This window comes from Pontibacter brevis (assembly GCF_054779655.1).
On the sequence record NZ_BAAGXV010000033.1, the window covers coordinates 34,027 to 56,646 of the forward strand.

Annotated in this window: 22 protein-coding genes, 1 tRNA gene and 1 other RNA gene; 10 read left to right on the forward strand and 14 right to left on the reverse strand. The window is 47.4% G+C overall.

The annotated features are described in order from the left end of the window. Positions 1 to 42: 42 nt before the first annotated feature. The 4 genes from gldA to ACYVB1_RS11480 all read right to left on the reverse strand — a co-directional run bounded on the left by gldA (position 43) and on the right by ACYVB1_RS11480 (position 3,541). Positions 43 to 954, reverse strand: coding sequence for a gliding motility-associated ABC transporter ATP-binding subunit GldA (gene gldA, locus ACYVB1_RS11465; RefSeq protein WP_460923718.1), 912 nt, complete (start codon positions 952 to 954; stop codon positions 43 to 45). A 229-nt stretch (positions 955 to 1,183) separates the two neighbouring features. Further along, positions 1,184 to 1,888, reverse strand: a complete 705-nt coding sequence (locus ACYVB1_RS11470; protein WP_460923719.1) for an SDR family oxidoreductase — start codon at positions 1,886 to 1,888, stop codon at positions 1,184 to 1,186. An 80-nt stretch (positions 1,889 to 1,968) separates the two neighbouring features. Then, entirely contained in the window at positions 1,969 to 2,628 is a 660-nt protein-coding gene (locus tag ACYVB1_RS11475) for a phosphoribosylanthranilate isomerase (protein ID WP_460923720.1), read from the reverse strand. A gap of 205 nt (positions 2,629 to 2,833) precedes the next feature. Beyond that, on the reverse strand, positions 2,834 to 3,541 hold the full coding sequence (locus ACYVB1_RS11480) for an SDR family oxidoreductase (RefSeq protein ID WP_460923721.1): 708 nt from the start codon (positions 3,539 to 3,541) through the stop codon (positions 2,834 to 2,836). 114 nt (positions 3,542 to 3,655) lie between these two features. On the opposite strand from ACYVB1_RS11480, the gene ACYVB1_RS11485 reads away from it, so the two are divergent. Next, positions 3,656 to 4,387: an MlaE family ABC transporter permease gene (locus ACYVB1_RS11485; protein WP_460923722.1), complete on the forward strand. Its 732-nt coding sequence runs from the start codon at positions 3,656 to 3,658 to the stop codon at positions 4,385 to 4,387. A gap of 32 nt (positions 4,388 to 4,419) precedes the next feature. Beyond that, the gene (locus ACYVB1_RS11490; RefSeq protein WP_460923723.1) at positions 4,420 to 5,196 is read left to right on the forward strand and encodes an ABC transporter ATP-binding protein; all 777 of its coding nucleotides are present in this window, start codon (positions 4,420 to 4,422) and stop codon (positions 5,194 to 5,196) included. Between the two features lie 108 nt (positions 5,197 to 5,304). On the opposite strand, the gene ACYVB1_RS11495 is transcribed toward ACYVB1_RS11490, so the two are convergent. The 4 genes from ACYVB1_RS11495 to ACYVB1_RS11510 all read right to left on the reverse strand — a co-directional run bounded on the left by ACYVB1_RS11495 (position 5,305) and on the right by ACYVB1_RS11510 (position 9,050). Further along, entirely contained in the window at positions 5,305 to 6,609 is a 1,305-nt protein-coding gene (locus ACYVB1_RS11495; RefSeq protein WP_460923724.1) for a NupC/NupG family nucleoside CNT transporter, read from the reverse strand. Positions 6,610 to 6,712: 103 nt separating this feature from the next. Continuing rightward, the gene (locus ACYVB1_RS11500; protein WP_460923725.1) at positions 6,713 to 7,315 is read right to left on the reverse strand and encodes a bifunctional nuclease family protein; all 603 of its coding nucleotides are present in this window, start codon (positions 7,313 to 7,315) and stop codon (positions 6,713 to 6,715) included. A 13-nt stretch (positions 7,316 to 7,328) separates the two neighbouring features. Beyond that, positions 7,329 to 8,306, reverse strand: coding sequence for an electron transfer flavoprotein subunit alpha/FixB family protein (locus ACYVB1_RS11505; protein ID WP_460923726.1), 978 nt, complete (start codon positions 8,304 to 8,306; stop codon positions 7,329 to 7,331). Positions 8,307 to 8,309: 3 nt separating this feature from the next. After that, entirely contained in the window at positions 8,310 to 9,050 is a 741-nt protein-coding gene (locus tag ACYVB1_RS11510; protein ID WP_460923727.1) for an electron transfer flavoprotein subunit beta/FixA family protein, read from the reverse strand. Between the two features lie 66 nt (positions 9,051 to 9,116). Between ACYVB1_RS11510 and ACYVB1_RS11515 the strand changes: the two genes are divergently transcribed. Then, positions 9,117 to 9,449 (forward strand): tetratricopeptide repeat protein, encoded by a 333-nt coding sequence (locus ACYVB1_RS11515; RefSeq protein WP_460923728.1) that lies wholly within the window; start codon positions 9,117 to 9,119, stop codon positions 9,447 to 9,449. A 238-nt stretch (positions 9,450 to 9,687) separates the two neighbouring features. Here the strand turns inward: ACYVB1_RS11515 and ACYVB1_RS11520 are convergent, their stop codons facing one another. Further along, positions 9,688 to 10,752, reverse strand: a complete 1,065-nt coding sequence (locus tag ACYVB1_RS11520) for a cobalamin B12-binding domain-containing protein (RefSeq protein WP_460923729.1) — start codon at positions 10,750 to 10,752, stop codon at positions 9,688 to 9,690. A 575-nt stretch (positions 10,753 to 11,327) separates the two neighbouring features. Here ACYVB1_RS11520 and ACYVB1_RS11525 point away from each other — a divergent pair. From ACYVB1_RS11525 to ACYVB1_RS11540, 4 genes are all read left to right on the forward strand, one after another. Next, entirely contained in the window at positions 11,328 to 12,230 is a 903-nt protein-coding gene (locus ACYVB1_RS11525; protein ID WP_460923730.1) for a DUF2279 domain-containing protein, read from the forward strand. Positions 12,231 to 12,391: 161 nt separating this feature from the next. Further along, entirely contained in the window at positions 12,392 to 13,342 is a 951-nt protein-coding gene (locus ACYVB1_RS11530; protein WP_460923731.1) for a Smr/MutS family protein, read from the forward strand. Positions 13,343 to 13,452: 110 nt separating this feature from the next. Beyond that, positions 13,453 to 13,831, forward strand: an RNA gene (gene rnpB, locus ACYVB1_RS11535) — RNase P RNA component class A. Between the two features lie 233 nt (positions 13,832 to 14,064). Next, positions 14,065 to 15,060: a hypothetical protein gene (locus ACYVB1_RS11540; protein WP_460923732.1), complete on the forward strand. Its 996-nt coding sequence runs from the start codon at positions 14,065 to 14,067 to the stop codon at positions 15,058 to 15,060. A 56-nt stretch (positions 15,061 to 15,116) separates the two neighbouring features. Here ACYVB1_RS11540 and ACYVB1_RS11545 read toward each other — a convergent pair whose 3' ends face one another. The 3 genes from ACYVB1_RS11545 to ACYVB1_RS11555 form a co-directional block, all read right to left on the reverse strand. Then, positions 15,117 to 15,830, reverse strand: coding sequence for an SIMPL domain-containing protein (locus ACYVB1_RS11545; RefSeq protein WP_460923733.1), 714 nt, complete (start codon positions 15,828 to 15,830; stop codon positions 15,117 to 15,119). Between the two features lie 169 nt (positions 15,831 to 15,999). Further along, positions 16,000 to 16,350, reverse strand: coding sequence for a hypothetical protein (locus ACYVB1_RS11550; protein ID WP_460923734.1), 351 nt, complete (start codon positions 16,348 to 16,350; stop codon positions 16,000 to 16,002). A 68-nt stretch (positions 16,351 to 16,418) separates the two neighbouring features. Continuing rightward, positions 16,419 to 16,703 (reverse strand): hypothetical protein, encoded by a 285-nt coding sequence (locus ACYVB1_RS11555; protein WP_460923735.1) that lies wholly within the window; start codon positions 16,701 to 16,703, stop codon positions 16,419 to 16,421. Between the two features lie 202 nt (positions 16,704 to 16,905). Here ACYVB1_RS11555 and ACYVB1_RS11560 point away from each other — a divergent pair. Together ACYVB1_RS11560 and ACYVB1_RS11565 are read left to right on the forward strand one after the other, a co-directional pair. Then, positions 16,906 to 16,977 (forward strand) — tRNA-Glu (locus tag ACYVB1_RS11560). A 424-nt stretch (positions 16,978 to 17,401) separates the two neighbouring features. After that, positions 17,402 to 18,549 (forward strand): IS3 family transposase gene (locus tag ACYVB1_RS11565; protein WP_460923736.1). Its coding sequence is split into 2 segments (ribosomal slippage): positions 17,402 to 17,663 and positions 17,663 to 18,549, totalling 1,149 coding nucleotides; the frame shifts between segments, so codons are not numbered across the junction. A gap of 240 nt (positions 18,550 to 18,789) precedes the next feature. Here ACYVB1_RS11565 and ACYVB1_RS11570 read toward each other — a convergent pair. Then, positions 18,790 to 20,358: an AAA family ATPase gene (locus ACYVB1_RS11570; RefSeq protein WP_460923737.1), complete on the reverse strand. Its 1,569-nt coding sequence runs from the start codon at positions 20,356 to 20,358 to the stop codon at positions 18,790 to 18,792. A 408-nt stretch (positions 20,359 to 20,766) separates the two neighbouring features. Between ACYVB1_RS11570 and ACYVB1_RS11575 the strand changes: the two genes are divergently transcribed. After that, on the forward strand, positions 20,767 to 21,903 hold the full coding sequence (locus tag ACYVB1_RS11575) for a hypothetical protein (RefSeq protein ID WP_460923738.1): 1,137 nt from the start codon (positions 20,767 to 20,769) through the stop codon (positions 21,901 to 21,903). Positions 21,904 to 21,918: 15 nt separating this feature from the next. Here the strand turns inward: ACYVB1_RS11575 and ACYVB1_RS11580 are convergent, their stop codons facing one another. Further along, positions 21,919 to 22,602, reverse strand: coding sequence for an SOS response-associated peptidase (locus tag ACYVB1_RS11580; RefSeq protein ID WP_460923739.1), 684 nt, complete (start codon positions 22,600 to 22,602; stop codon positions 21,919 to 21,921). Between the last annotated feature and the right edge of the window lie 18 nt (positions 22,603 to 22,620).

The following is a 22,620-nucleotide window of genomic DNA, read 5'->3' on the forward strand; positions in this document are numbered from 1 at the left end:
CCATCTCCCGCTCCTGCATGCTGCAGCACTTCTAAACCATCTTTACTTTGTGAGTTGTTGGAATATCTTTTCAAGGGAGTTTTCTTCCTGCCGTAACCCGACAAGCGGCCAGTTTCGCTCTGCAGCTATACGGAAAACACTTGCCCTGATGTCTGCATCAGTGCGTGAGGTAACCCGATAAGTATGCCCCTGAGCAGGCACCACGCGCAGCACACCTGGTATAGTTTGGAGCACCTCCACCTCTACCGGTTGCTCAAACTCCACCAATGTCACCTTCTCCCTGATTTGGTCTGCCTGCAGGCTCTCCACATCACTGTCGGCTACCAGCTTGCCCCGGTTAATGATCACGACACGGTCACAGATAGCGGCTACTTCCTGCATAATGTGCGTCGAGAATATAACGGTTTTGTTCTGTCCGATGCGTTTGATGAGCGAGCGGATTTCTACAATCTGGTTGGGGTCGAGGCCTGTGGTAGGCTCATCCAGAATGAGCACCTGCGGGTCGTGCACCAGTGCCTGTGCCAGCCCCACCCGCTGACGGTACCCCTTGGAGAGTGCGCCAATTTTCTTGCCCTGCTCTAACACCAGGCCACACAACTCTACCATTTCCTGCACCCGTGCTTTCGCCTGCCTGCCGCGCAACCCATAAACAGAAGCCACGAAAGCAAGGTATTCGTGCACGTACATGTCCAGGTAAAGCGGGTTGTGCTCGGGCAGGTACCCCACAATGCGGCGCACCGCCATCGGGTCCTGCACCACATCGTGGCCATTCACCAGAATGGTACCCGCGCTGGGTGGCAGGTAACAGGTGGCAATCTTCATCGTGGTGGACTTCCCTGCCCCGTTCGGCCCTAGGAAACCCAGGATTTGCCCCTGCTCTACTGTAAAGGAAATATCATCCACAGCATGCTGCGCACCGTAAATTTTAAAAAGGTTCTTTACTTCAACAGACAATGTATAGTAGGCTAATTATGTTTGATTTATACTTTACAGGAACCAGCATACAGTTTGTTTTTGACATACTCCTTGAACGCCTTTCCCTTACTGCTATTGTACTTTAGGGATAAAGGACAGCGGCAGGTGCAACAGGAAATGGTGAAGCTTGAGCAGCTACTAAGCCTGCAGATACTAACGTCTGCTGTATCCTAATCTGCAAATCTACAAAAGCCGGGCCACACTATACTTATTTCTGCCGTTTACCTTTTGGCATCAGCGGCCTTACTTCTATGTCCACGTGATGGTAATTGGGGTGAGACTCTAAAGCGTGCAGAATGGTGGAGGCAATGTCTTCAGGCCGCATCATATTCGGGCTTGCAGGAGAGTTCTGCATGTTATCAAAGAAGTTCGTTTCGGTGGACCCGGGGTAGATACATGTCACTTTAATACCATAGTCGCGCACTTCCATGTAGAGCGAATGGGAAATGCCTTTTACTGCATGTTTGGTAGCCGCATAGCCTGTCATACCCGGCACTCCTGTGGTACCCGCTATGGAAGAAATGTTGATGATATGCCCTTCCTCCAGCTCCTTCATGCCCGGCAGCACAAGACGAGTGCAGTAAAAAAGACCATGCACATTGGTATCGAACATGGTGCGCCAGTCTTCTACCTGCTGATCTTCGAGGTTGGCCGGAATCCCAAGGCCGGCATTGTTTACCAGAACGGCTACGTGCGTACCCAGCTTTGCAATGGTTTTGTCAAACGCCTGGTGCACGGATTCCGGGAAACGCACATCGCATTCAAAAAAATGAAAGTTTGAATGTTCCAGTTCCGGCGCTGTCCGGCCCCACCCTGCTACTTGCATGTCCTTTTTGAGCAGCGCTTTTACTGTTGCAAGGCCTATCCCGTGGCTTACACCGGTTACTACAGCAATCTTTCCTTCTAATTTCATAGTCTATTGAGTTGTGTGAATAAGAGAACAAAGCCATAAAGCTTCTTCTCTTTCAGTTTGTCTGTTTATTCGTATTGGAATTAGGCTTTCTCTACAGCCTGAAAGAACTTTTCCAGCTTGTAAGGGTCTAACTGGCTGTTTGTCCGGACACCGCTGCACAGGTCTATGCCGAAAGGCTGCACCACCTCTATTGCCTCCCTCGCGTTCGCCGCATTCAGGCCGCCAGCCAGGATAACGGGTTTAGGTACGCTTTCACAAATTCTTCGGCTGATAACCCAGTCATGAATACGGCCCGTGCCTCCTAATTCCTTCACTTCCAGGTTCGGATTGCCAGAATCTAAAAGTATCGCATCAACATACTCCGCCACCCGCTGGGCTTCATCTACCGACTTCTCACCCTGCACGTGCACTACCTGCACCAGCTTAATGTACGGCAGCGCCTCCCTTAGCTGCAAATAAACTTCTGTGGGCAAGGCATCCACAAACTGTATGGTGTTCGTCTGGGCACGCTGATGGTGCTGTAGAATGCTGTCGCCATCTGTATGGCTGGTCAGAAGGAAAGTTGCCACTGGCGGAGGCACAACACGCGCAATTTCCCTTGTCCTGGCATCACTGATAATACCAGGACCGCTGGGCATGTTGCCTACCAGGCCCAATGCATCCGCTCCGGCAGAAATAGCCAACTTCGCCTCCTGCACACTGCTGATGCAACATATCTTTACACGGGGCTTCCTCTGCATACAGTAACTTGATTATCAGTTTTAAAAGACAAAAATGGTCAAAGTATCATTCAGGTAATCTCAGAGCCTGTATAGTAAGTCCAGGCGCACGAGCACAGCATTGACTTTTTAAGTACTACATAAGAAACCTCACCTATGCAGCACCCCTTCTACCTGAACTGCTATGGCAGCATCGTGTACAGACAGTGAAGGTATTCACCTCCTGTCACAAATCACCCAGCTGCGGCCTTATCAGCAATTCTTCTACTACACTATTTTCAGATAAGGCATAGGCGTTGAATATGGCCATGGCCACATCTTCTGGCTTGATAAATCGTTCTGGTGGCAGGTCCACCCCTTCCCAGCTGGCCGTGAGTGTAGCACCCGGAAGAATAGCTGTTACCCGAACGTTATGCTCTTTAAGTTCCTCCCGTAGCACTTTTGTCATGCCATACATGGCGAACTTTGATATACAGTAAGAGCCTCCGTTGATATAAGGGGTAATACTGGCTGTAGAGCAAAGGTTAAAGATATGACCTGAGCGGCGCTTTATCATTTCAGGTACAACTCCCCTGGTGATATAGTAAGCACTGTACAGGTTTGTCTGTATCATGTATGGCAGCGCTTCGTCATCTTCCTCCGTTATTTTTCCAGGTATGAAAAGGCCACTGTTGTTCACCAGCACATCCAACTTCACATTCAGCTGCTTTACATAGTCCAGAAAAGCCTGCAATGATTTTGTATCGCTGAGGTCAGCCTCCTGATACAAGACTTTTGAAAAAGTATAATTCTGTTCTATATCCAGCTTCAACTTTTGCAGGTCCTTTTCGTTTCGGGAACAGGTGATGATATGAAAGCCTTCTTTGGCAAACTGTTCTATTACAGCTCTGCCAATTCCTTTTGTACCTCCTGTCACCAAAATGTATTGTTGCATAGATATGTATCGTTTTAGTATGTTTTGCAATATTATACGTAATATAGGTATTTAACAGTATTTTTGTTTACGATCATCTGGAATAGCATGATTTAACCAGCTTCTAAACCCTTTATGCTGCAACACTTCGGAAAGTATGTACTCTTTATGATAAGCCTCGTCTCAAGGGGAGAGTCTCCCCGCATTCTGTTCAACAGAACAATGGATGAAGCTATCCTGATTGGCATCAACTCAATTTTTATCGTAGCCATTGTATCTACCTTTATCGGGGCTGTAACCAGTGTTCAGATCTCTTATAACCTGGATAACGCCTTTATACCGCGTTCCACTATAGGTTTTATGGTACGGGAAATGACACTCCTCGAGCTGGCTCCTACCATTACTTCTATTGTACTGGCCGGGAAGGTAGGTTCCAGTATAGCTGGTGGACTGGGTACAATGCAGATTACAGAACAGGTGGATGCCCTTGAGGTAATGGGAATAAACTCTACATCTTACCTGGTGCTGCCTAAAGTGATTGCTGCCGTACTGGTTTTCCCGATGCTGGTAATTTTAGCCATGTTTTTATCCATCGCGGGAGGTTTTGTTGCCGGCGTGCTGACAGGTGAAATCTCTTCACAGGAATATGTGGCAGGGATCAGAAGTGAATTTATTCCTTACAACATTCTCTTTGCCCTGATAAAATCTGTTGTGTTTGCTTTTCTCATCTCCTCTATTTCCTCTTTTAAAGGATACTATACATCGGGAGGGGCATTAGAAGTGGGCCAGGCAAGCACAGGGGCCGTTACAAACAGCGTAATCGCCATTTTGATAGCCGATTTCATTCTGGCAAACCTGCTGCTTTAGGTCAAGAGCAGCGCATTAAAAAGCTTTTAATCATGATTGAAGTACATAACATACATAAGTCTTTCAATGGTGTAAAAGTACTGGATGGTATCAGCGCAGTCTTTGAGACTGGTAAAACCAACCTGCTTTTAGGCGCAAGCGGTACAGGTAAAAGTGTACTGATGAAATGCATTGTGGGGCTGGTAAAGCCAGATATTGGCAGCGTGACCTTCGACGGCACTTACTTCACCAACAATAAACTGGACATCAGGCAGGAAATACGCCGGAAGATAGGCATGCTCTTTCAGGGCTCTGCCCTCTTCGACTCCATGAATGTGGAGAAAAACATAGAGTTCCCGCTGAAAATACTGGGCGACATGTCTAAAAGTGAACGCATGGACCGCGTCAACACAGTTCTGAAGCGCGTTGGCTTGGAAGGAGCCAACAAGAAAATGCCGTCAGAGATAAGTGGGGGTATGAAAAAACGAGTGGGCATAGCACGTGCCATTGCCCCCCATTGCACCTATCTCTTCTGCGATGAGCCTAACTCCGGCCTTGATCCTTTAACGGCTCTGAAGATTGATGAACTGATTAAGGAGATTACGGAGGAGTACGGCATCACCACCATCATCGTGACGCATGACATGAATTCAGTAATTGAGATCGGTGACAAAATCTTCTTCCTGTATAAAGGCAAAAAACTTTGGGAGGGTACCCGCGATCATATTTTGGATACCGATGTGAAGGAGCTGAATGAGTTTATCTTCTCTAACCGCCTGATGCGCGATGCTAAAAAGATAGAAGAAGAAGACCAGAGTAGCCGCAGCTAGGGAGCAGCAAGAATGCTCCTGCCACAAAAAATAACATAGGTCTCTTACACTACAAAAAAAAGGCTCCCACTGCAGCAGCGGGAGCCTTTTTTTTGACATTCTGTTTTTTTAAATACTGAAGAGCATACCGGAGATGGTGGCTGTCATCATACAGGCTAGCGAGGCACCCAACAAGGCGATAAAGCCGAGTTTAGAAAGGTTACCCTGCTGGCCAGGGGCCATACTTCCGATACCACCAATTTGTATGGCAATTGAACTGAAGTTGGAGAAACCGCACAAAGCGTAGGTCGACATGACGATAGACTTCGCCGATAAAGTACCGGCTGCCTTCATCTCGGCCAGGTCAAGGTAAGCCACAAATTCATTAATAGCTGTTTTTTGGCCAAGCAAGCTTCCAACCTGTAAAGTATCACCCCACGGCACCCCCATGATAAAGGCAAATATCCTGAAAATCTGACCTAGTATGTACTGCAGGGAGAAGCCCTGGAAACTCCCGTTGGTGCTTGCCACCACCCATTCGTTTAATCCTGTCCACACCCCTATCACGTCCGTAAGAAGGTAATTTACCAGCGCGATAACAGCAATAAAAGCCAGCAGCATACCGCCCACATTGGCAGCAAGCCTTAAACCGTCAGCAGCACCACGGGAAAGGGCGTCTATCAGGTTTACGCCTAGCTGCTCTTCGTTTACACTCAGTTTCGTAGTAATTTTTTCGGGTTCAGTTTCGGGCACGAGAATCTTGGCCAGCACGATTCCAGCCGGCGCATTCATGATGGAAGCCGTGAGCAGGTGGGCCGCAAAAATAGCTTTCTGAGCTGGATCGTCACCGCCGAGAAACGCTACATAAGCTGCCAGCACACCTCCTGCAAGGGTTGCCATACCGCCTGTCATCAGGCACATCAGCTCAGAGCGCGTCATCGTCGAGATGAAAGGACGAACCAGTAAGGGAGCCTCTGTCTGGCCCAGAAAGATGTTACCTGCAGCAGACAAGCTCTCGGCCCCGGAAAGGCGCATGCCTTTAGACATGATCCAGGCAATACCCCAAACTATCTTCTGCAGAATGCCCAGGTAATACAAGCCAGAGGAAATAGTAGAGAAAAAGATGATAGTTGGCAGAACGTTGAAAGCGAAGATATAGCCTAAGCCATTATTATTGGCAGGGTTCACCAGGTTACCGAACAGGAACTCGGCACCAGCCTGCGAAAAATCAAGAAAAGTAACAAAGCCACGGCTGACAACGGCAAAGCCATCAGCCACTAATGGCACCTGGGTTACCAGTACTCCAAATAAAACCTGAAGGAAAACACCGACGCCAACCAGCTTCCAATCGATGCGCTTTTTGTTTTTTGAGAACAGGAATGCAATGGACAGTAAGAGTAATAAACCGATAACTCCTCTAAAAATATCGTACATGCTTTGGCTAAAATTTGCCAAAAGTAACCCTTATATCTTATTAAAACAAAAAGTCCTGTGCCATGCCGGCACAGGACTCCTGTATATTCATTTCAGGTGTCTATCAGTTGCGCTTGTTCAGCTCATCCCTGATTTTGGCGGCACGTTCGTAATCCTCCTTTTCCAGGGCCTCATTCAACATCTTATTCAACTCATCCACAGAAGTTTGATTGAGCGGCTCTTTAGAACCGGATGAAGTAGAGGCGGACGTGCTTTTAATTGTCATCTCTTCGTTTTCATCTTCGTCCTCTTCCAGGTCACTCAGAATAATACCCGCCTCCGACAGCACACTTTCTACGGTGTAAATCGGAACGCCAAAGCGCAGGCCGATAGCAATAGCATCTGAAGGGCGTGAGTCAAGTTCAAACTCTTTTGTACCATCCGTGCACATGATTTTGGAATAAAATACTCCCTCCTTCAAATCAGAGATAAGAATCTCTGTGATGGTGACGTCCATCTGCTCGGCAAAGGTTTTAAAAAGGTCATGGGTAAGCGGGCGGTTCGGGTTTATCTTCTCTATCTGGATAGCGATAGACTGCGCCTCAAACATACCGATGATGATCGGCAACCTCCGGTTTCCCTCTCTTTCCCCAAGTACAAGTGCAAATGAGCCTGTCTGTGACTGGCTTGATGAGAGACCAAGTATCTCTAACTGAATTTTCTCCACAGTTTCTTCTATTCTATTTGTCTAAAGCCTTCGCGGCTTCAATTAATTTCGGAACTACCTCAAACGCATCTCCTACAATGCCGTAATCTGCGGCTTTAAAGAAGGGTGCTTCAGGATCCTTATTAATAACGACAATTACTTTAGAAGAGTTAACCCCCGCAAGGTGTTGTATGGCGCCGGATATACCAACGGCAATATAAAGGTTAGGGCTGATGGTAATACCTGTCTGGCCAACGTGCTCATGATGCGGCCTCCAGTCCATGTCTGAAACAGGCTTGGAGCAGGCAGTGGCGGCGCCAAGTTCTTTTGCCAAGTCCTCTATAAGGTGCCAGTTCTCAGGCCCTTTCATGCCGCGGCCTCCTGAAACCACCAGTTCCGCTTCTGGCAGCAGGATGCCACCGCCAGTATCCTGCATGACAGTCTCCTTGGCAGCAACAGAGAAATCAGCGTCTGTTAAATCAGCTGAAAAATTTTCTACCGTAGCAGAGCCGCCACCGGAAGTTATTTCGATGGAGTTCTTTTTGATGGCAACTATTTTAAGATCGCCGGTTAAAGCCACATCGGCGAAAGCTTTTCCAGAGAACACACCGCGTGTAACGGTAAAGCTGTCGCCTTCAATCTTCGGCAGGTTGGTTACATTTGTGGCCAGGGAGCCATTCAGGCGCACCGCCAGGCGGGCACCTACAGCAGCTCCAATGTTGGAGTTAGAGAACACCAGCACGCTGGCATTTTCCTGCTCTACTGCCCTGGCGATAACCTTTACATAAGCATCGGCCACAAACTGGTTCAGGCGCTCGTCTCCGTCGTACAATACTCTTTCTATTCCCTGCTCGCCCAAGCGGCTGAGGGCATCTTCCTTTACATCGCCAATGGCAACGGCAGTGGCAGTGGTACCCAGTTGCTGTGCTACCTGGCTACCATAGGATGCAGCCTCCAGAGAGGACTTTTTGATCTCGCCGTTAAGACCTTCTACAAATACTAATACAGACATATCTTATAGTACTTTAGCTTCGTTTCTTAATAATTTTATCAGCTCACCAGCATTTTCAGGGTCAATCATTTTCACCCCGCCTTTTTTCTCAGGTTTGCTGTAGTTTACGTAGTTCACTTTCGTATCGGCGCCGGTTGGCTCCACTACTTTCAGAGGCTTGGTACGGGCTGTCATAATGCCGCGCATGTTCGGGATACGGGGCTCAGACATAGGCTGCTGCGCGCTTGCAATAAAGGGAAGGTTCACCTCCACAACCTCTTTGCCTCCCTCTATCTCACGCTCCAGTCGGGCGGTTGTGTCATCCAGCATGTCCAGCTTAAAGGCCGGCACCACAGCAGGAATACCCAGCAATTCGCCCACCATGTTGTGTACCTGGGAGCCATTATAGTCAATAGACTCTTTACCCATCAGGATAACGTCATAGTTGTTCTCTTTTGCCACAGCTGCAATTTGTTGCGCAACAAAAAAGGAATCTTTCGGGTAGGCATTTACACGTATAGCATCGTCTGCGCCAATAGCAAGGGCTTTGCGGATGTTAGGCTCTGCATCGGCCTCTCCTACGTTTAATACGGTTACAGTGCCACCTTTAGCCTCTTTCAGCTCGATGGCTCTAGTCAGCGCATACTCATCCCAGGGATTTATCACATACTGCACACCGTTTTTGTCAAACTCCTTGTTGTCAGCTGTGAAATTGATTTTGGATGTAGTATCCGGTACATTACTAATGCAAACTAATATTTTCATGGTTAGAAATGTTAGCTTTTTAAATTTAGATTTGTGCGAAGTTAATTAAAATATAGTCAATTCCGAATGAACGAAAACAGACTGGAGCAGCTCTTCAAGTTTCTTGAAGACGACCCAAATGACCCTTTTACATTGTATGCCATAGCCACTGAGTACCGCCAGGCAGATAAGGATAAAGCGCTCATGTATTATGAGCGGCTACTGGCCGAGCATGAGAACTATGTTGGCACTTACTACCACGCTGCTAAACTATACGAGGAGTTAGGCCAGAACGATGTAGCAGCACAGACATACAAAAAAGGAATGAAGATTAGCCGGCAAGAGGGCAACCTCCACGCTTTCTCTGAACTGCAGCAGGCATACAATAAAATGATGGGACTTGATTATGAGGATGATTGATCTGCTATCTGTCTTCCTCCGTGCCATTCAATCAAATATAGTATGCATGCAGCATAATTCCAAATCTATCTTTAGAACTGAAATCAGGGGAAAAGGTTGTTGATTTCCTGAAATTAGGGGAAAAGAGTGGCAGATACACTTTTAAGTGCGCAGGCGGCAAGGGTGTATCTGCTTGTTACACCTGGAAAGCTATTTGCTGCAGTGAGCAGCCAGGCATGCCTTCTGCTGCGTGTAAAGGTTAAGCCGCAGCCTCTCTCACCAGTTTCTGCGCCTGTTCCAGTGCATCTTGTGCATTGGCAGCACAACCGTCTGCACCCAGTTCCTTCCACAGGCCTGGATCCGTATTGAAAGGATGGCCTCCTACCATTACCTTTATATGCTGTATAGCATTGTCTGCCCTTATGGCCTCCACCACCTCGGTTATGTCGTGCAAATGGTAGGTCATGGTGGCCGACATGAGCAGCAGGTCAGGTCTTTGTTCGCGAAGGGTCTTGATGATACTCTTTTTTGGGGTATTTGCGCCGAGGTAATACGTCTCCCACCCCTCCATCTCGAAGAAATCTGAAACCATGCGAATACCTATCTCATGCAAATCACCGGAAATACAGGCTGCAACAATTTTATATCCCTTTTTCTTAGCTCCGATGATGTTCGTGTACAGCTGCGACATAACCAGCTGTGTGGCTGCTGAACAGTAATGCTCCTGAGCCACAGAAAGCTCCCCCTGTTGCCACAGGCGCCCGATTTCGTACTGTACTGGCTGAAACACATGCATGTAGATGTCTTTGACACAGGTACCTCCCTCCACTTGCTGCAGTATCAGTTTGCTTGCCGCTGCCCGGTCTCCTTCCATCAGGTGTTGCATGTATTGGGTGGCAAGGCTGCTGAGAGGGGCTTCCTCCCGCAGGTAAGAGGATTGCCGGGTTAGCTTTTTTTCCAACTGCAGCAAAGCACCATTCATGTACTTGGCCGCAACCACGTAATTCTCAATAGGCAGGCGCTGCGCCAGCACTTCCTTCACGCAGTTCAGGTTAACAGCAAGGTCTCCGGCAGGTATATTGCGCGCTGCCAGCTTTTCCTGAGCCCAGGCAACATAGTTTTTAAAAAGGACCTGGCTGGAGGCAAGTATCGCTTCTGAGAGCTGTGCCAGGTGATTGCGTACCCCTTTCAGACATGCTTCCCGGCCTGCCTTACCAAAATGGCTTTCAAGTTCCGGTTGCAATTTATAATGTAAGTCAGTAGCAGCTATGGCTATATCAAGTTCCTGGGTGGAAATTATCTCTGCCGTCTTCTTCCTCACCATGCCCATCTATTCCTCTTATTTATAACCTCCTGTAGGTGTAGGTTTTTCATATTAGATATTTACAATACGGCACCCTCCTGTATTACTTCAAATCACATAAAATGAGGGGAATCCAGTACCACTACTAAATGACTTAGCACCTGTATACCCTTAGCTACGAGTAAAAACTTTTATAGGGTTATATGCATATATGAAGCCTCAAAACCACCCTAAGTCCTGTGTTAAGGCAACTGCACCCTCACTTTATTTTATATAAAAAAATTCTGACGCTTTACAGGCAATACCGGTTGCTGCAAGCCATACGTGCTACCAGTGAAAACCAGTGTTGAAAGCTCTTCTTTGAATTGTTTAATGACGAGCAATAATTTACTGTTCAACAGGCTAACTAAAAGTGCATCATCTAGTGCAGGCTTTTCCAAGTCAATATTCAGTCTAACAACTTCTTCTCAGGGTAAGGATAGTGCAGGGAAAGTATTTATTTATAAATGCAACCACTACCCTAAGATGATGGCAGGAAGAGCAGGCATGTGGCTGTGCTGTAATATGGAAGCAGGCAATTCTGTATCTTTGGGCTCATGCGCCACAAGACTGTTATTACATTCCTGCTCTCACTCCTGCTGCTGTGCCAGGCTCACCCCTCTGCTGCACAAGTGCAGCCAGATACCTCCACCGTAAACACCTCCCGGCTGATTGCCATGGGTGCCACCTTCACCGCGGGCTATACAGCCATGCTGGTGTCGCTGAGTAATTCATGGTACGCGGAAGAACGAAGCAGCTTTCATTTCTTCAACGACAATAGCCAATGGAAACAGATGGACAAGGCGGGGCATTTCTGGGGAGCTTTCCATGAAAGCAGGGCGGGCATAGACATGTTGCGCTGGGCGGGGGTACCAGAGAAAAAAGCCATCCTGCTGGGAGGCCTTACCGGTATTGTACTGCAAACCCCTATTGAGTTTTTTGATGGCTTTCAGCCGGAATATGGTGCCTCTGCAGGCGACTTGATTGCTAACACTGTAGGTTCAGCCGCGGTGGTGGCACAGGAGCTGGCCTGGGGAGAAGTGCGTGTGATGCCCAAATTCTCCTTCCACACCACTGCTTATGCGGCAGTACGCCCGAACGTATTAGGTAGCAACCTGGCGGAGCAGGCCCTGAAAGACTACAACGGCCAGACCTATTGGCTCTCTGTGAATGTGGGTGCCTTACTGAAACCAGAGGCCCGGTACCCGCGGTGGCTGAACCTGGCTGTAGGGTATGGTGCCCATGAGATAGTATACAACCACCCCTACGCCAACAGGGCAAGTGGTTTCGATGCTTACCGGCAGTACTACATCAGCCCCGACCTGAACCTGATGCACTTTAAAGGGCGCAGCAAAGTCCTGAACACCGCTTTATATGTGCTCAGCATCATCAAAATTCCTGCACCTGCCTTGGAATACAACCGGAAAAATGGCTTCAGAATGCATGCACTGTACTTCTAGCATGCTTTTGTCCCGTACTAGCCAAACCGTTAACCATGGCCAGGCTTAGAACCCACGACACCAGACCTGATAAATCCGTACCTTTGTTAAAGAGAGTAACGCGGCACAGAGATAAGACACATGCAGCGAACAAAGAATAGCGAACACAGAACAACAAAAATATGAATGTAGGAGACCGTGTGCGGTTAATGTCTGGCCGCGAGGAAGGCATTATTACCCGCATATTAGATAACAACATTGTAGAAGTAGCCATCGATAACGATTTCACCATACCGGTGGCCCGCCGTGAGGTAGTGGTGATTGCGAAGGAGGAGGCAACTTACCTTAAAAATGACCCGGAAATTAAACCGGTGGCCCGAAGAGAAACGTCAGCACCTGTGCTGGCTGCACAAGGCATATACCTGGCGCTGGTTCACCAGTCAGAAGAGTTGCTGGCTGTTACCATCATCAACAATTCAGACCACGACCTGCTCTTTACATCTGGCGAAGAGCGTGAAAACAAATACCGTGGCCTGCAGAACGATAAACTGGCACCTAAAACTACCCGTGTCATCACCCATTATCACCTGAAGGATTTTGAAAAGTGGCCAGGCCTGTTAGTGCAGTTCATACAGCACCGCAACGGCAGCCCTACCTTATATGAGCCTGTCACCAAAAAGGTGCATTTCAGGGCCAGTTCATTTTATAAGAGCAAGAAAACAGCTCCTGTGCTCAACAAGGAAGCTTACCTGTTTCAGCTCGACCAGAAGCCTGTTGCCGTGGATACCGATAAAATAACGGAGCAACTGATAGACGCGACGGCGAAGCACGAAACTTTTAAGTTGCAGGCACCGGAACATGAGGTAGACCTGCACATCGAAAAGCTGGTGGAGGACCATAGTGGCATGAGCAACAGCGCCATACTGAAGCTGCAGCTGGAACACTTCCAGGACAACCTGGACAGGGCACTGGCCGCCAACATGCATGAGATTGTGTTTATACACGGAGCCGGCAATGGGGTGCTTCGCAAGGAACTACAGAAAATACTCAGCCGCACCCCTGGTATTAAGTTTTTTGAGGATGCCCGCAAAGAGAAGTTCGGCTACGGCGCCACGCTGGTAAAACTGAAATAAGCCTTTGGAGTTAGAGAGTTTAGGCGTTAGAGTTTGCTTTCAACCTCTAACTTTCTAACTCCTAAACTTTCTAACTTTAAAATGTGTTACCTTTGCAATACAAAAAATTAACAGCAAGCCGTCTTATCGCTGTCCCTTCGGGGAGAGAGGAAAGTCCGGGCAACACAGAGCATCCTACTTCCTAACGGGAAGGGTCCCGGGCAACCGGGATACAGCCAGTGCCACAGAAAATAACCGCCAGCCTTGTGCTGGTAAGGGTGAAAAGGTGCGGTAAGAGCGCACCAGCGGCTGGGTGACCAGTTCGGCTGGGTAAACCTTAGGAGTTGAAAGACCAAATAGGCTGACAGTGCTCCGCATTGGTGGGGCTAAGGGCTGCTCGTCCGATGTCAGTGGGTAGGTCGATGGAGCCTGTGCGTGAGTGCAGGCCTAGATAAATGATAAGACCCGATTCGTCGGGAACAGAACCCGGCTTACAGGCTTGCTGTTTTTTTTGCCCCTCCTGCTCTTTACATTCTCGGGCACTTGTTTTTTCACCACCTGTTTCCTTTCCTGTATGGCTACACCCGCTGTGTGGCTGATGTACCGGCGCATGCTTTTACCGGTAGAGTAAACTCTACGCCATTTTATTTAACATAATTTAACAACTAAACCTTTGGCCGGGGTTGGTGTTCGGAACTCGTCGCTGCTCTTGCTATCTTTGCAGCCTGAATAGAAACAACAGCATGATCGACCTTACCCTCTATGACCCGTTCGAGAAAATGCAGTTTACAGATACAAACTGCTTTCTGTGCGGCACCAATATTACGCCTGAGCACCGCGCCCCTGTTTTCGCTGAGTGGCTTCAGCAGCAATACGGCCTGAAAAACAAGGAGCTGCTGCTACTGGATAAAAGTGTGACAACTTTTGACCAGCTGACCATCCCCTGCTGCGACCATTGCCATACCCATTACCTCTTACCTCTGGAGGCCAAAGTAGAAACGGCGGCAGCCAAGGGAATCGAAGGACTGAAGGCACTGGAGGGGCAGGAACTGTTCCAGTGGATTGGCAAGATGTATTACGGCACCTTGGTAACGGAACTTATAAAAGAAATGAACCCGCTGATCATGCCGCAGTATGCAGTCAGCGAAGACCCGCGTATGCTGGGTAAGTTCCGCTCTTTCTTCCAGGTACTACAGTCGCTGCGGGTGTCTATGGTTTTTTCTGACTTCCTGCCTTGCTCGCTGTTCTTATTAGAAGTGAACCCCGCAGAAGACAAATTGCCGTTTGAATACCAGGATGAACTGACCACCATGGCCTTCAGCATTAAGCTGGGCTCTGTGGCCATTGTCTGTACTCTTTTAGATAACGGCATTATTCGCTCGGCCATGGGAAAACTGTACCAGCTCATGCAGGGGAAGCAGCTACATCCTGTTCAACTGGCAGAATTTAAAGCACGCGCATTTTATGCTGCTTATATATTTAATGTAGTGCCGGAGTACTTTGTACGCCCCGTAAAGCCGGAGGATGACCACCTGGTGCTGGACACCCTGATTGATGATATAACGAACGAGATCTTCAATCCCTGGGAAATGCTGGCTTATGCCCATATGCTGGAGGAGATGCTGAAGCCTTGGAATATAAGAGAGCAGGAAATTCTGCAGAATCCAAGGCAGCCACTAAGCTTTCTCCTGGATGAGGAGAACAACTTCAAAACAATAACCCACTTCCAGAAACCATAAATAAGAGAGGCGGCTGCAATAAAGCAGCCGCCTCTCTTATTTAACGCTTGCCCCACCTATTCTATAATAAAGCTGACATCCACGTTAGCGGTCACCACCACCTCACCCCCTGCAATAGAAGGTCCTCCGGCACCATCATAAGCAGCAGCCTCCATCAATATAGCAGACTTGTACAAAGGCCCTGGCCCGCCGGCACTCCCGCCATCGTTGATGGCATAAACCCTTCCTACCCTGGCACCTAGTTCGCCCGTCAAGGCAGTGGCCTTCTGTTTTGCATCTGCTACGGCTTTCTTACGTGCTTCTGCCTTATACCTGTTCAGGTCAGAAACCTGAAAATTTATGCCATGTACATGATTGGCACCCACGCCATATATTCCTGACAGGATTTCATCAAACCGGTTAAGCTTCTTGATAGTGACAGTCATGTTCTTCTGCGCCAGGTAAAAATCTGGGGTAGTTCTGCCATACTCCCCACCATTGTGCATGGGCTGCAGCGTTACGTAAGAGGTCTGTATATCCTTCGCTTCCACCCCCTGCTTTTTAAGATAGTTGATAATGGCGGCGGCCTTTTTATCTGTTTCTGAGCGGGCGGCATCCAGTGTCTTTTCCCGCGTCTCCACGCCCAGGTTCACCACCACCTCTGTAGGCTGCACCCGCACCTCCCCTACACCGGAAACACTAACAAGGGGCGGGAGTTGCTGTTGTTGTGCCCGTGCCTGGAGTGAAGTAAACGCCAGCAGCAGCAAAAGCACCAGATTCATCTTTCTCATAGTCTTCATCTTTAAGTTGGTTTAGTAACGTTTATATAGCTGAAACCTATGTAGATGCACCTTAATCAAATGATGTGCCATGATGCAGCAGCGGCCGCAAAAAAGCAGAATCCCCTGGCGTGAACTGCTCCAGGGGATTCTGCTAAAATACAATCTATCTTTTCTTACCCTAATCCAGATCTTCAACCACAGGACCGTACTTGGTTAAAAGAACGGCACCAATTGTTAAAGCACCCGCGGCTACTATCAGTTGTGTTGTAGAGAAACGCCGGGAGGCTTTCATGATAATCTGCCCAACATCCTGCATCAGTTCCGGCAGCTTATCTGTTCTTCCCTGAAATACGTGCAAGGCAGACTCCACTGTTCTGGACATATCATGCGGTTGCAGCAGTGTTAAAACGCTATCCTCCTGCCCTTGTCTTTTGTTTCCTTTGTTGCCTGAGTTATTGTTGCTGTTGGTAGAGTTATTGCCGCTGTTAGAGTTGTTTCCGTTCTGGTTTTGTGAGCTATTGTTTTCCATAGTATCCTAGTATGTATCTAAACTGTCAAAAATTTTATATCTCATATACGGGGTGCCGCTGCAAAAAGCTACACTGTGCCCTGCCGGGGCCTGCCTCCATGCTGCACCACTGTCTCTGTCAGGCGGCTGGCCAGCGTATCCATGTTCAGCATCATGCTGGCCGGGAAGCCTATCTGCATATTATTTAGCTCTAACACTTCCGTCTCAGGATTGTAGTTGTACTTGCCGGAAACTCCTTTTTCGCTGAAACTGCCGCTGTTATCGCGCAGGTCAATGCCATAAGTCTGCAATTTGCTCTTGAACTGGTTAAAAGCTTCTGGTTTCAGCCCTTCATAGTGTAAATTTCTAGCCATCTTTGCTATACGTTGGGTTTTTGTAAGGATGCTTCATTTAACGGAAGATACTTGTATTGGTTAGAATTTCCAGCATAATCCATTGTTCAAAAAATTTTTTGCCTGAAAATCAGCCACATCAGCATCACCAGAAAAATTATTATCCATTCCCGTTTGCAGATTTGAAATCGCCCCGTATCTTTGCATCGCAATACAGCAACAAGGCCCGTTCGTCTAGGGGTTAGGACGCCAGATTTTCATTCTGGTAACAGGGGTTCGATTCCCCTACGGGCTACACGAAAGGCCATCAGCAGCTGCTGATGGCCTTTTTTCATGACCTTCGGACACTATTCGGACACTAAATTCGATATCCATACAGTTAACGCCTTTCTTTTTATGACTTAGGTGTCCATCTGAAGTGCTAAAGTATCTATTGATTGCGCACATTCTACTTTTGCCACTGCGCTGCTGTACTTGCCCGTTCTAACTCAGAACCGCTACCAACTTTTCGAACTGCCAATTATTCTCTATCAGCTACTAAAGCTTCTTGAGGGTTTCCACTCTCATGCTGCCTCATCTAATTTTCCCAGATACCAAAGGCATAAGAGATACACACTTTACATAACACCTCTTTTGCCCTCAAGTTTGATCTTGTAAGTATCCCTAAAATCGAGACAGTTTAAAAGTAGACAAAAAGGTTTTACATTTAAACTGAGTAGATGAAGAAGACAAGATTTACCGAGAGCCAGATCATCAAGGCCCTCCAGGAGAACGAGGCAGGTCGGAAGACGGAGGACATCTGTCGGGAGTTGAATGTCAGCCGGGCCACTTTCTACAGGTGGAAGAGCCAGTACGGTGGCATGGAAGCCTCGGACGTGAAGCGCCTCAAGGAGCTGGAGGAGGAGAATGCCCGGCTTAAGAAGATGTTCGCTGACCTGAGCCTGAACCATGAGATACTCAGGGAGGTCATCACAAAAAAAGGCTGGGGCCCTGGCAGCAAAGGCAGTTGACCGAGGAGATCGTCTCTGACTACGGCCTAAGCGTTGCCAGGGCCTGCCGACTAACCGGGCTGGCCCGCTCCCAATTCTACTACAGGAGCAGCAAGGATGACTCAGAGTTAATCGCCGCGCTGCAGGAATTGGCCGACGCCCACCCCACTTACGGCTTCCGAAAGCTGCTGGCTTACCTGAAGAGGGACGGCAAGACTTGGAACCACAAGCGGGTGTACCGGGTCTACAAGCTGCTCAAGCTCAACAAGAAGAGAAAGGGCAAGCGTAGGCTGCCGGCGCGGGTGAAGCAACCACTGCTCCAACAGGCGGAGCTCAACAGAAGCTGGAGCATGGACTTCATGAGCGACAGCCTGGCCTCCGGCACCAGGTTCAGGACCCTGAACGTGATAGACGACTGCAACCGGGAGGCGCTGGCAATAGAGATAGCCACCTCCATTTCATCCAAAAGGGTAATCAGGGTTCTGGAGCAACTCATTGACTGGCGCGGCAAGCCGGCAGCCATACGGGTGGACAACGGACCGGAGTTCACCAGCGCTGATTTTACCTGCTGGTGCAGGGAGAATGGGATAAGCATACGCTACACCCAGCCCGGCAAGCCGATGCAGAATGGCTTCATTGAGCGTTTCAACGGAAGCTACCGAAGGGAGGTACTGGACGCTTACCTTTTTATTGAGTTGGAGGAGGTCAGGGAGTTGACAGAGCAGTGGATGGAGGAGTACAATACCAGGAGACCGCATGAGGCGCTTGGCAACCTGACGCCTAAGGAGTGGCCACTGGAAAGCAGAAGTGGAAATATGGAAAACTTCTCCCCTGACACAGGGCCTGCACGGCAAGTTTACCACATTACCACTTCATAGTAGTGGTAGTAGAAAAGATTGCGAAAAGTCTCATTTACGCTGTCTGAAAAATGGGGTACTTACAATCTGCGTCTCATTGAACTTTGTCTTCTTAAATGAAATCCGCTATTGAAACGATATGGCAAATTGACCTCCCACTGCAAAATGACCTTTTCTCTATTTTACAGTGGTCCGTTTTTGCGGGGGGAGGTCACTGCATAAGCAGAAAGTTAACGGAGTTATTATTTTTTCTTAATAATCTTAGTCGCCTAATACTGAAAAATGCTCAACTGTATCAATCAAGAATTGAGTTAAATCAGTTTTCAGTGTTGTATACTCGGGGGTTATACTGAAAGCATTCCAACAATTTTGCCTAGCTTGAGCTACGTCAACTGCCAAACCCAAATTAACCATTTCTTGAAATAAAGAATGATGATCAGTAAAATTGAAGGCAGTGGAAAGTAAAGGATTTGGAAACTGCTGAAGATAAAACTGAATTAAGAACTTTTCTGGTGCTACATATGGATATAAGAAAAATGAATGTTCACTTGGGTTCTGGTGGTAATGTGAATATGACGGATCTTGTACATAATCGCCATCAAATACACAGCAGTACCCAAGTTTAATTCTCATCTGATCAAAATTATGTTTATGTCGTTCATAATCATTTTTGACTTGATTAATTGGTCCAGATTTGATTATATTGATAAGGCGATCAAAATTCTTTCTTGTCCTATTTAGTTCTATTAGAATATTCTTGATTATGTAATCAGCTTCTTCATCTTCACAATAAAGCTGAACTAGAGGATATGCCTGAGAGTCCATTCTAGAAAAAGCTGCATTTACAGGTATAGAATTTATTGTTTCGAAGTTGCCATTGATATCTTTATCTATAAACTTTCGAGATTTCTGAGGAAGAGCGGATAGAAAAGATGGAGAGTGGGTTGTTAAGATAAACTGCTTTTTGTGATGATATGAAACATATTGTATCACATCGGCTAATTTCCTCTGAATAGATGGGTGAAATCCAGCCTCTATTTCATCTATCAAAATCAAAGAATCATTTTCAGCTTCAAAAATATCAACTAATATATTTATTAGAGATTCCTCGCCAGATGAAGCATTATAACTAGAGTACGGTTCATTTAAATAATTTATTAAATACGCTACCTTATTTACATGAGAGCCAATTTTTGAAATTTCAACTTGATAAGGTATATCCAATATGTATGAAAACGCTTTTTCAATATCTTCTTGTAGACGAACTTCCTGAAAATTTTGTATCTTTCTTATTAAGCTATTTGAAAAACTCCTAGCAGGTAACATTCGATCAAGTTCTATCAACCTTACTTCTCTTTCATGTATTTGGGCATTGATCCTATTTGGGTCAGAACTATATTTGCCTAAACCTGTCCATGCTTTACTAGTAGCTAACCGTTTTCCTTCACCATGCTTTTGCCTGTTTCCAACTCTCCAAGTCAATTCATAAGAATAGTTCCTGGTAGCTGATTCATAAGACGTAAAAGTGAAAACATCTCTCCAAGTATGTCTCCGCCATTCAGTTTCAGGCTTAGTTGAATCATACTTATTGAACTTGTAATGGCTGCAGGCGATAAGAAGTAATAAACTTGATTTACCTATCTTATTGCCTCCAGTTATTACTGTTACAGGGTGGTCAAACTCTACTTCTAAACCCGAAATATGTCTAAAGCTATTTATCGTTATTTTGTTTGTAAAAAATCTAAAACTGTTTTGAACATTGTTAAAGGTTAAAGGATTGTAGCTAGATAAACGGGTTTTAGCAGTATTAATATTTTGCAAATTAAGCATTACAATAGTTTATTTTACATCCAATTAAACACAATATAAGTACAATGCAATACCTAACTGCTCAGAATTAGTAGTTACTATGCAAAGATAGGTTTTGTAAAAAACAAAAATAGCTATTTACTAATATTCCCCTAACTACTTGTGCAATTCGGTAGTCAGCCAAGTAAATTTCTGATGTGTGTTTTAAAAATTTATCCTCCTGGTCTGAAAGAAGGCTTTCTGTAAATTTGATTTTATAAGCAAACAGTTAAGTACTTTAAGGGAGCAAGAGCCAATAACATTAGTTAATACAAACCCACTATAGTCTATATTATATAGCTCTATATAATATTATAAAGTCTTATATACAAGGATCATTTTATAATTTTTCCTGCTAACCCGCTCTCTAAACATTGAATATGAATATAAATGAAAATTGAGCAAGCAACCATCACCAGAAATGAGCTATACGACATGGTCTGGGCAGAACCCATGACCACGCTTGCCAAAAGATATGGTCTCTCTGATAACGGCCTCAGGAAGATCTGCATTAAGCTTCAGGTCCCGCTTCCTAAGGCGGGCTATTGGATGAAGGTAAAAGCAGGCAAGAAAGTCAAAGTCACTCCCCTGCCCTCCACCTACAAAGGAGAGCAGAAGGTGAAACTGACTGTAAGAGAAGACGGCGAGGCTTATGACCCCACAGGCCTTTCAGCACTGGCCAGAGTGCAGCGAGACCTGGAGGACCACCACAGTGATCTAGTCACCGTCCCAGACAAGATGAAGCGCCCTGACCCGCTGATTGTAGCGGCCAAAGAGGTCTTTGATCGGGGAAAAAAGGAAAGGGCCTACAACGGCCTATACTCCTGTAAGAGGAGTCTCAGCATTCAAGTTTCACCTGCAACCGCTGCCAGAGCATTTCGCTTCATGGATACGCTCATCAAAGCACTGAAAGCGCTCGGGCACAGTGTGGTTGTGGAATACCAAAGCACCTACGCCGTCATCAAAGGCGAGCGATTTGAGATTGGGGTCCGAGAGAAGCTGACAAAACACATTGTTAAGTATGGCACCTGGGACAATTCAGAATATAAGCCCTCTGGCCTCTTGGCATTTTGGTATAAGAACTTTGGCTCAAAGGAGTGGGTGGACGGAAAAAAGCCGCTTGAAGACCGGCTGTCAAGAATTCTTGCCACCCTACAAATGAAAGGCCAGCAGAAGCATGCAGAGAGGCTGGAGCGGGAAAGGAAGCAGGCAGAACGCGAGGAAAGGGAAAGGGTGTACCGCGAGATGGAAGCTAGGCAGGAAAAAGAGCTGGCAAGCCTGAAGCATATTTTGGTAGAGGCTGAGCGCTGGCGGCAGGCAAAGGTCATGCGCGAATACGCCGACGAGGTGGAGCGTGCCGCCCGTGCCAACGACGCGTACACAGATCAGCTAGGCCAGTGGGCTGAGTGGGTACGAAATAAGGCAGACTGGCACGACCCACAGGTGAAACGCCACGATGACCTGTTGACAGAAATAGACTGGGAGACATTAACTCTGAAAAAGAAACCCTCCTACTTCTTTTGGTGAGCCGATGCGCGCCCTCTAGAACAGGCTCCCCTGCTCTGGCGCTGTCTCCAGCACCTGGGGCGAGTCGTTGCCTGGGGAGTTGACCAAAGAAGACACCGGGTAGACCTTCAGTTCTTCGCTCGGGTATGGCTTTAACAGGGAAAGCAGGTGCTCATTTGCTCTCTCACCGGAGAGCCACTCCTCCTCTTCCTCCGGGTGCAGCAGCACCGGCATGCGGTCGTGGATCGGGCGCATCAGCTTATTAGCCTCGGTGGTGATGATGGTGAACGTGTTCACAACCTCCCCTGTCGCCATGTCCGTCCACTCATCCCAGAGACCGGCGAAGCAGAACAGTTCCTCACTCTTGAGCAGTATGCGGTAGGGCTGCTTACCGGCCGAGGAGGTTCTCCACTCGTAGAAGCTGTCGGCCGGCACCAGACAGCGTTTGCTGTTAACCAGCTCCCGGAACATGGGCTTCTCGGTCAGGGTCTCGGCCCTGGCGTTAACTGACTTATGCTTGTAGCCTTTATTTGCCCAATGCGGCAGTAGGCCCCACGAGAAAAACTGCAGCGTGTTGGGCGCCTCACCAGTGATGACCGGCAGCAGCTGCGAAGGCGCTGCGTTGTAACGGGCATCTTCCTGATACTGATCTAAAAGCTTCACAGCCTTAGACTTGCCCTTAAGGTATTTCTTTGGAATGAAGGTGTATCTTCCGTACATAGCTTATAAATCAAAATA